Annotated in this window: 3 protein-coding genes and 1 pseudogene; 1 reads left to right on the top strand and 3 read right to left on the bottom strand. The window is 69.9% G+C overall.

Annotation, left to right across the window (positions count from 1 at the left end; all coding sequences use genetic code 11):
• Window positions 1–275: 275 nt before the first annotated feature.
• A complete protein-coding gene (locus tag MKK54_RS18140) occupies window positions 276–6,248 on the bottom strand; it encodes a DUF3320 domain-containing protein (protein ID WP_244012740.1) in 5,973 nt (1,990 codons plus the stop codon).
• Window positions 6,249–6,444: 196 nt separating this feature from the next.
• On the opposite strand from MKK54_RS18140, the gene MKK54_RS18135 reads away from it, so the two are divergent.
• Window positions 6,445–7,419, top strand: a complete 975-nt coding sequence (locus MKK54_RS18135; RefSeq protein ID WP_244012737.1) for a site-specific integrase — start codon at window positions 6,445–6,447, stop codon at window positions 7,417–7,419.
• 31 nt (window positions 7,420–7,450) lie between these two features.
• On the opposite strand, the gene MKK54_RS18130 is transcribed toward MKK54_RS18135, so the two are convergent.
• Together MKK54_RS18130 and MKK54_RS18125 are read right to left on the bottom strand one after the other, a co-directional pair.
• Window positions 7,451–7,912: an RNase A-like domain-containing protein gene (locus tag MKK54_RS18130; RefSeq protein WP_244012735.1), complete on the bottom strand. Its 462-nt coding sequence runs from the start codon at window positions 7,910–7,912 to the stop codon at window positions 7,451–7,453.
• A 452-nt stretch (window positions 7,913–8,364) separates the two neighbouring features.
• Window positions 8,365–8,758, bottom strand: a pseudogene (locus MKK54_RS18125) (porin family protein); the annotation flags it as partial.

Raw genomic sequence — 8,758 nt, 5'->3', positions numbered from 1 at the left:
AAGCCAAATCGCCTGATAGTGACGCGCCGCGCAGGCGTCTGCGCTCGTGCGAGCCCGCCGGCCCAGCTCCTCGACGCTCAGATGGTCGGCGATGTGTGCCATGCCTGCCTCCGCAAGACGATGCGGAGGCTAAACCCAATCCCCCTCAACGGGAATCCGTCCCGAATCAATCAGCCGGAAACGGTATCACACCTCATCCTGGGACCATACACCTAAAGCTCCCACGAGCGTTTCTGATCGGCGTGTCGCGCTTTTCGGCGCGAGCGACGTCGTGATCAGGGTGTCCATCCGCGAGCTTGGGCGACCTCCGTGGGGGCGCGTTGGCGGGCAAGGTCGCTGACGCGCTCGAGTCTGGCTCGTGTCGAGGTTTCGACGCGGGACAATCCCAGTTTCTGCGCCATCAGACGGACACGCTCCGCGTCGGACGCCTCGGGTCGAAGCGTCGCCGCCAGGCTCACGAGTTCCGGCGTCGGCGTGTCCGTGTGGCTGCGAAGGGCCGCTGGTGCCGGACGAAAGGGGGAGAGCGGTGACGGCTCCTGTCCGGGTGGCCACAGGAGGGCGCGTCCCTCGTCATCCGTTCGGGGGACCGACGCGCCGATCTGATCCAGGATCGCTTCGCGCACGAGGTGGCCGACGCGCTGGATCCCATGGGCCCGAGCGATGCGGCGGACGAGGACGTCCTCGTAGATGGGCGCCTCGACGCTCAGGACGTGGGCCACCATCTCGTTCAGGAACGGACGATACGACACGTCGTAGAAGCGTTCGGGCGCGATCGGCGTCCCGAGCGTCGAAAGATCGGCCATGCGATAGCCGGCCGCTTCACGAAGTGGCGCGGCGGTCGGCACGAGCGGAGCGCGAGCCGGGGCCCGATCCGCATAGAGCCGGGGTGGATCGGCGAGATCCTCGGGCGGAGCCGTATCGTTCGCAGGCGCCTGCCCGGCCACGGCTTGGGGAACGGGTGCGGCCGGGTCCTCCAGGACGTCGAGACCTTCCGCTGCCGCCGTGCCGCCCTCCGTCGAGGGTTCGAGGTCCGCGGCCAGGCGCTGGCGATCGGCCTCCAGGTCCGCGCGTAGCTGGCCGTCCAGCTTCTCCAGCGCGGCCTCGGCATCCATCCACCACGCGGTGCTCCAGACCCGGCGGATGCGCCAGCCGAGATCCGTCAGCACCTGCTCCCGCAGGCGGTCGCGATCACGCGCCGTGGCCGAGCTGTGGTAGGTCGCGCCATCGCACTCGACGCCGGCGAGGTAGCGGCCGGGTGCGTCGGGATGCACGATCCCGAGATCGACACGGAAACCGGAGACGCCGATCTGCGTGTGAACCGTCCAGCCCCTGGCCTGCAGGGCGTCCATCACGGCGGCTTCGAACGGCGACTCGACGTCACCGCCCGTCGGAGCGAAGGCCTCGGCCAGCGCGCGTGGTCCGCGCTCGGCGAATTCCAGGAAGTGCTTGAAGTCCCGCACCCCCCTCGATCCTGTCCGTCCCAGGTCGATCTGCTCGGGTCGAAGGGACGCGAAGACGACGAGTTCCCGCCGGGCCCGGGTGATCGCGACGTTGAGGCGACGGTAGCCTCCCTCCTTGTTGAGCGACGACACCGTGCTGACGGGCCGCCCGGTCTGGTCGGGGCCGACCGCCACCGAGAAGATGATGACGTCGCGCTCGTCGCCCTGCACGTTCTCGAGGTTCTTGACGAAGACCGGCTCGTGCCAGCGCTCGCGATCGAAGAACGGCTCGAGTTCGGGATGCGCACGCCGCTGCTCGTCGAGGAGGTTCTCGATCAGGCGCTGCTGCTCGCCGTTGAAGGTGACGACGCCGAGCGACCGGCGCTCGTTCGCGAAGGCGGGCTCGCGAAGCCGGCCGATGACCTCCGCGACGACGGCCCGCGCCTCCGGCCGGTTCACCCGGCCCGCCCCGCGCTCGTAGACGCCGTCGGGAACGAGACTCAGGCGCACGGCCCTGTCGTCGGTCACGGGGGAGGGGAACGTGACGAGACGGCCGCCGTAGTAGCGCGCATTCGAGAAGGCGATCAGGCTCTCGTGGCGGCTGCGATAATGCCAATCGAGATTGCGGCGGGGAATGTTGGCCGCGAGGCACTCGTCGAGAATCGACTCCTGATCGCCGACATCCGATCCGTCCTCGATGTCGTCGACGCCACGGTCGCCGACATTGGTCGGCGGCAACTGCTCCGGGTCGCCGACGATCACCACCTGCTTGCCGCGAGCGATCGCGCCGACCGCATCCCAGGGCGAGATCTGCGAGGCCTCGTCGAAGATGACGACGTCGAAGGGCGCCTTGTCGGGCGGCAGGTACTGCGCGATCGAGAGCGGGCTCATCATCACGCAAGGGGTGAGGCGGGTCAGCGCCGTCGGCATGTTGCCGAACAGCTTGCGCAGCGGCATGTGCGCCGTCTTCTTGGTGAGCTCGCGCGACAACGTCCCCCATTCGGGATCGGCGCCGAACGCCGTCGGCTGCGGGATGCCGCCGCCGAGGCGTGACCGGACGACGCGCTTCGCGAATTCGCCGACGCGGATGTCCGCCGCGCGGAACCGCTCGATCGCGTCCTCGTGCCGTTCGGGAAGGAAGCGGCGCAGTACCGGATCGTCGCTCACGACCCGGTCGATCCACCAGCGCGCGTACGCGGTCTCGAAGGCCGCCTCCGCGCCGTTCGGCGGAACACGGCCCTGTTCCAGCCCCTCGATCAGGGGAGAAAGGCCGGCCTCTCGCGCGCTTCGCGCCGCGCCCTGCCAGGCGCACCAGCCCTGCGCCCGTCCGAGGCCCGACGTCCACCGGCGGGTCTGCGCCAGACTGTCCTCGATCCAGTTCGCGCCGGCGGCGAGCGGCTCCTCGGGGTCGGGGCACTGCGCGAGTTCGTTGAGCCGCTTCATCGACGCGACCACGGATGCGCGATCCTGGGAGAAGGCCCGGTAGCCTTGCGCGATCCGGCCGCCCTCTGCCAGGGCCCGGCCTTCCCGCTGGACGAGCTGGACGACATGGGCGCGCAAGGCGGCCACGCCCAATGCCTGCAGGCCGAGAATGTCGAGCAGCTGTTCGACCTTTTCCGCCCAGTCCATCGGGGCCCGGAACGCCTCGGCCAAGGTTTCGGGTGCGTCCCAGGGGGCGCCGAGCGGGGCCAGGTGAGCCTCCTCCGCGCAGCCCGCCCGGACGTGCTTGGCGATCTCGATCAGGCCGGTGAGGTCCGGCCCCAGATCCGCGGGGAGTTCGCTCTCGGCGTAGGGCTGCACCCGAAGCTGGACGCGCCGGATCCGCCCATTGCGGACCAGGAAGTTCGCGCCCTGCGCCGCGATCCATTCGGAGAGGAGCGCCGGCAGGTCCTGATCGAGGATGCCGGGACGGTAGCGCCCGGCAAGGCGCGCCCAGCGCTCGGCCTCGAGGGTCTGAAAACGCTCCCGCGCGGCGACGGCCCGGCGCAGGTCTCCGGGGGCATCGGCGAGGAAGGCCGCCCCGCAGCGCGCATCCGGACGGACCAGATAGGCCCCGAGCACGAGGAGGCCGCGGGTCCCCGGCCAGGTGGACGGCAGGTCCGGAAGACCGACCGCCTCCGCGAACGCGCGAGCGCTGCCGCGCAGGCGGTCGAGGGCGTCCTCATGCGCCTTGATCGCGCCGATGAGGTCGTCCCGCCAGACCGGGGACCACTGCGTCGCCGCGATCCCCTGCAGGGGATGATCGACGAGCGATCCGACGGCCGCGAGAACCGGGCGCAGCGCGCGACAGGCCGCCCGCAACGTCGACAGCGAGGTTTCGTCATGCGCCCGATGATCCGGCCAGGTCAGGACCAGGGGCGACTCGAGCCGTCCGGCCGCAACGACCTTTCCGAACGCCTCGTAGGCGGTCAGGCCGTTCTCCCGCCGACGATGCAGGGCGGCGACGAGGCCGTTGAGTTCGTCGCGGATCTGGGTCAGCTCCCCCGTCGCCCGGTCCCACTCGCCCCGTGTCGGGGTCGCCCGCTCGTGCCAGGCCCGGCGGAGCTGGGCGAGCACGGTCGATTTCTGCGCCTTCGTCGAGTGGACCTCCAGGCAGTAATCGCCGAGGCCGATCTCCTGGAGGCGACGCTGCACCACCTCCAGCGCGGCCGTCTTCTGCGAGACGAACAGAACCGTGCGTCCCTGCGCCAGACATTGCGCGATCATGTTGCCGATGGTCTGGCTCTTGCCGGTCCCGGGTGGCCCGAACAGCACGAAGTCCTTGCCGTTCGCAGCCGCGATGACCGCCGAAAGCTGCGAGGAATCCGCGGATAACGGCGCGAACACCGTTTCGGGCGGATGCTCGATGTCGAGCCGGCCGGGCTCCGGAAAGGGCGTCCCGTCGCCGTAGGCATGCTTGGGCGTGTCGAGCAGGTGGCGCACCACCGGGTTGCGCTTCAGAAGCGCGGCCCGATCGACGAGGTCCTTCCACATCAGGTATTTGGTGAAGGAGAAGGCCGAGAGGGCGACGTCGGGCACCACCTCCCAGCCCTTCAGGTCGCGCACGTGGCTGCGGACGATCCGGAAGATCCCGTCGACGTCGATGCCGGAGTCGTCGCGCGGCAGATCGCCCTCGAGCTCCGGCATCCGGAGGCGGAAATCCTCACGCAGCAGTTCGAGCAGCGTCGGATTGATGCGGATCTCGTCGTCGTGGAGCGCGAGGCGGAAACCGGCGCGAACGCTCGAGCGCCTGAGCGCGACGGGGACCAGGAGCAGCGGCGCGCGGTGGGCGGCCTCTTCGTCCTTGCGGGTCCACGACAGGAAGCCGATGGCGAGGAACAGGATGTTGGCGCCCCCCTCCTCGAACCCGTTGCGGGCGAGGCGGTAGAGGTCGAGCAGCCGCCGGTCGAGATCGGCCTCCGTCGACGTCGTGTAGATCTCGTCGCGCGCCAGGGCCGCCGCGAGATAGCTGCGGCGGCCATCGTCATGATGGCGCCTGGCGTAGAGTTCGGCACTGCGCGCGTCGGAACCATCCAGCACGTCGGAGACCGGCATCAGCCGGAATGCATGACCCGCCGCGAGCCGATCCTCGAGGGCGCCCGCATCGGCGCATTCGAGCAGAACCACGCCCTTGCCCGGCTTGAAGTTCAGGAGCTTGTTCTTCAGCGTCAGGTCGAGAAGCTTGCGCTTCCACGTGTCGAGCCGATCGACCGGGCCGTCCGGCACCGCTTCGGCTCGTCGGACCTCCTCGTCCTGGAAGACCGGGGGCGCCGAGAGAGCCTGGTTCAGCGGAGCGGTCTCGGCCACGGACAGGCCGGGCGGCTTCGGCTCGCCGAGATCCATCGGCAGGATCTTGCGCAGGCGGCAGCGCCGCACGTCGATCGCGATTTCGAGGGGGGCGGTCGCGCTCTCCTCGACCTGACCGCTTCCCTGGCTCGTGGCCGCCGCGAACGGTGCCGGCGGGTTCTGGGTCAGGAGCGTCGTCTCGACGAAGATCATGTCCTGCAGGTCGCGCCGCTTGCGCAGGAGCTGCATGTCGTCGACGGTGGCGTTCGAGAAATCCTCGTCCTTCAGCCACAATCCCACGAAGGCGTGTCCGACCGTGAGAACGAGAACGGGATTGAGGCCCGCCTGCTCGAGACAGGCCGCATAGAGCAGCGAGAGATCGAGGCAGGTGCCCACCTTCCGGTCGAGCACGTCGCTCGGGCCGCGCACCTTCTGGCCGGATTGCTCGAAGCTCGCGGGCGGCAGGACGTAGGCGATGCGCCGATCGGCGATCGCGGCCCAGATCGCCTCCGCGAGCTCCCAGCTGCGCGCCTTCCCGCCGGTCCTGTAGCCGTTCAGGCCGGTTTCGCGGCCGGCCTCGCCGAGCTTCGTGGCCGCATCGCGCAGGATGACGTCGATGGCGGGGTCGTTCGGCCGCACGAAGGCCGCCAGGAGTTCGGGGGCGCTACGACCGCCGCCCCAATGCGACGGCGGCAGCAGGCGCAGTTCGCTGGTGCGGCGAGCCCGTTCGCCGCTCGCATCGGCGAGCACAACCGTGAGTTCGAGGCGGCCGGCTTCGGTGAAGCCCGAGAGCAAGGACGCATCGAGCCGGAGATCCGGTGCCTCGATATGATGGTTGGCTCCGGCGGCGACGCGATCGATCCGGAGCGTGAGCGGTTGAACGACGGGCGGCCGACTTTCGATCCTGACTTCGGCGTCGCGCAGGTCCTCCTCCGAGGCGTTGCGGATGACGATTTCCCGAACCACGGGAATGGCGTTCTCGTGGTAGGCGAGGCTGACATGCTCGGTCGCCTCGCAGTCGATCCGAATGATGTCGTCCTGCACGTCTTCCCCCGTTTGGGGAGAACTCTAGTGGAGCACCCTGAAGTTGCGCAAGCGGACGGACCGGTGAGATCGCGGTGAACGGCGTCGCGGTCGAGGCCATGGCGGACCGGATCGTTCGGCGTTTCGAGCGGCCTTGACGGAGAGCCCGGGACGGGTGCGCGGTGGGGGCCGCTCACGCCACCCCGGATTCTTCGCAATGCCGCTCGAAACGCTCCCTCTTCTGGGGACCCTGCCCGCCGAATTCGAACCCATGGTCCAGGCCTATCAGCGGGCCAGCCAGGCCAGCGCCACGATCAAGGCCTATCAGACCGATGTGGCGGCGTTCGGCGCGTGGTGCCGGCGCCACGGCGTGCTGTCCCTGCCGGCCCTGCCGGAAGTGGTGGCCGCGTTCCTCGTGGCGGAGGCGGAGGCCGGCCGGGCCGCCTCGACCATCGGCCGGCGCTGCGCCGCGATCCGCTATGCGCACAGGCTCGCGGGCGCGGCGGACCCGACCAACCACGAGGGCGTGCGGGCGGCGGTCCGTGGCATCCGGCGCAAGGTCGGCGTCGCCCCGGTGCAGAAGTCCGCCGCGACGGTCGAGATCCTGAGCGCGATGCTGATGCGGGTTCCCGATACGCTCGGGGGCCGGCGCGACCGCGCCCTGCTGGCGCTCGGCTTCGCGGGTGCCTTCCGGCGCTCCGAATTGGTCGCCCTCGACGTGGCGGACCTGCGCGAGGACGCGGGGGGCCTGCGCGTGATGGTCCGGCGCTCGAAGACGGACCAGGAAGGGCGGGGGTTCGAGAAGGCGATCCCGCACGGGCGCTTCATCCGGCCGGTGGCGCTGGTGCGGGACTGGCTCACAGCCGCCGGGATCACGGACGGGCCGGTGTTCCGCCCGGTCTCGCGCTCCGGGCACGTCCGCGGCCTCGGGTCGCCGGCCGCCGCGCCGTCACGGCTCACGACCCATGCGGTCGCGGGCATCATCAAGCGCTATGCGCAGGCCGCCGGCTTCGACGCCGCGACCTTCGCGGCGCATTCCCTGCGGGCCGGCTACATCACCACGGCCGCCGAGCACGGTGCGGACCTCGCCCGCATCATGGACCAGTCGGGCCATCGGGACCCGCGCACGGTGGTCGGCTACATCCGGCGCGCGAACGCGTTCAAGGACCATTCGGGCGGCGGGTTCCTGTAGGGCGTCGCCCGTCCGCGATTGCGGACGGCGATCAGGCGTTGCCCGGCAGGGGCACCTCGCGGAGTTCGTTCGGGGGGAGGGGATAGAACGTCTTGACGTAGAACTGCTCGCCGGACTGACCGTCCAGGCGGAACAGCACCAGGGTCATGTGATTGGCGTAGAATTCCCGCACGCCGCCCCCGAGGGCGAACCGGACCTTGAAGACCTCATCGACCCGGATGGGCGAGAAACCCGGACGGCGCTCACTGTTCAGCCGGCTGATGACCTTGTCGGCGTTCTTGAAGGTCTGGGAGGCGGCCTTCGCGGCGTCGCTCGCATGGGTGAAGGTCGAGACGTACTGGATTCCGCCGTCCCTGGCTCCGTCCCCGGCATACAGGCGCTGCATCAGCTGTTCGTTCGAGAGGCCGATATGCCGCGTGCAGGGATGGCCGCCGAACTGTTCGGACGCCTGCATCAGGGCCAGGGCCCTTATGGGTGTGATGGTGTAGCCCATGCCGCCAGCCCCATGCTTCACCGGGTGCCGCGAACCCGATTCGGGTTCCGCGCTCGCCGGACGAGTTGAGCGCACGCGCCGAACGGAGACAATCTCCGGCAAGGTCCGTCGGGCATCCACCGTTCGCTCAGCGGTCGGACTCGGCGAGGCCCAGCTGCCGGTGCGCCCCGTCGGGCGTCATCAGCCGGTCCCGCTCATCGACGGGTCCCTTCATTCGGCGGCGAAAGCCCAAGCCCCGGCGGGAGCGTCCTCCGGGGATTTCGCCTCCGGCGGTGAGGCGAGCGCCCGGACACGACAACGCCCCGAGGATCGCTCCTCGGGGCGCGCCGGGGCACCGAAACGGCCGGGCTGATCGGGCTGGGGACGCTTGGAACCGCGCCGTCCCGCGCCGAAGCGGTGTCCGCCTCGGCGCAGGAAGGCGCTTTTGGTCGGGACCCGAAGATCCCTCGGTCTCAGTACGAGCCGAACTTGTAGTTCAGGCCGGCGCGGACGAGGGCGAACTCGTCGGAGCTGCGGCTGGTGTAGCCCGAGGTGGCGGTCGCGTAGGTGGAGTTGACGCGGTAGAGGGTGCCGTTGGAAGCCGAGTAGGCGAACACGCCGTTGTTGGCGTTGTCGCGGTCGAGGTTCACGTACAGGCCTTCGACCTTCAGCGTCACGGCGGACGAGCGGAAGAAGTTCAGGAACGAGTCGGTGGGCAGGGCGTACTCGATGCCGCCGCCGGCGGTCCAGCCGGTGCGGAAGTCGTTGCGGCTGCTGTTGGGCAGGCCGAAATCGGAACCGCCGCCGCCGCCATAGGCGAAGCCGCCGGTGCCGTAGAACAGGACGCGGTCGAAGGCGTAGCCGAGG

This window comes from Methylobacterium sp. J-068, assembly GCF_022829445.1.
Lineage (GTDB): Bacteria > Pseudomonadota > Alphaproteobacteria > Rhizobiales > Beijerinckiaceae > Methylobacterium.
This window is presented reverse-complemented; position numbering and strand designations above follow the sequence as displayed.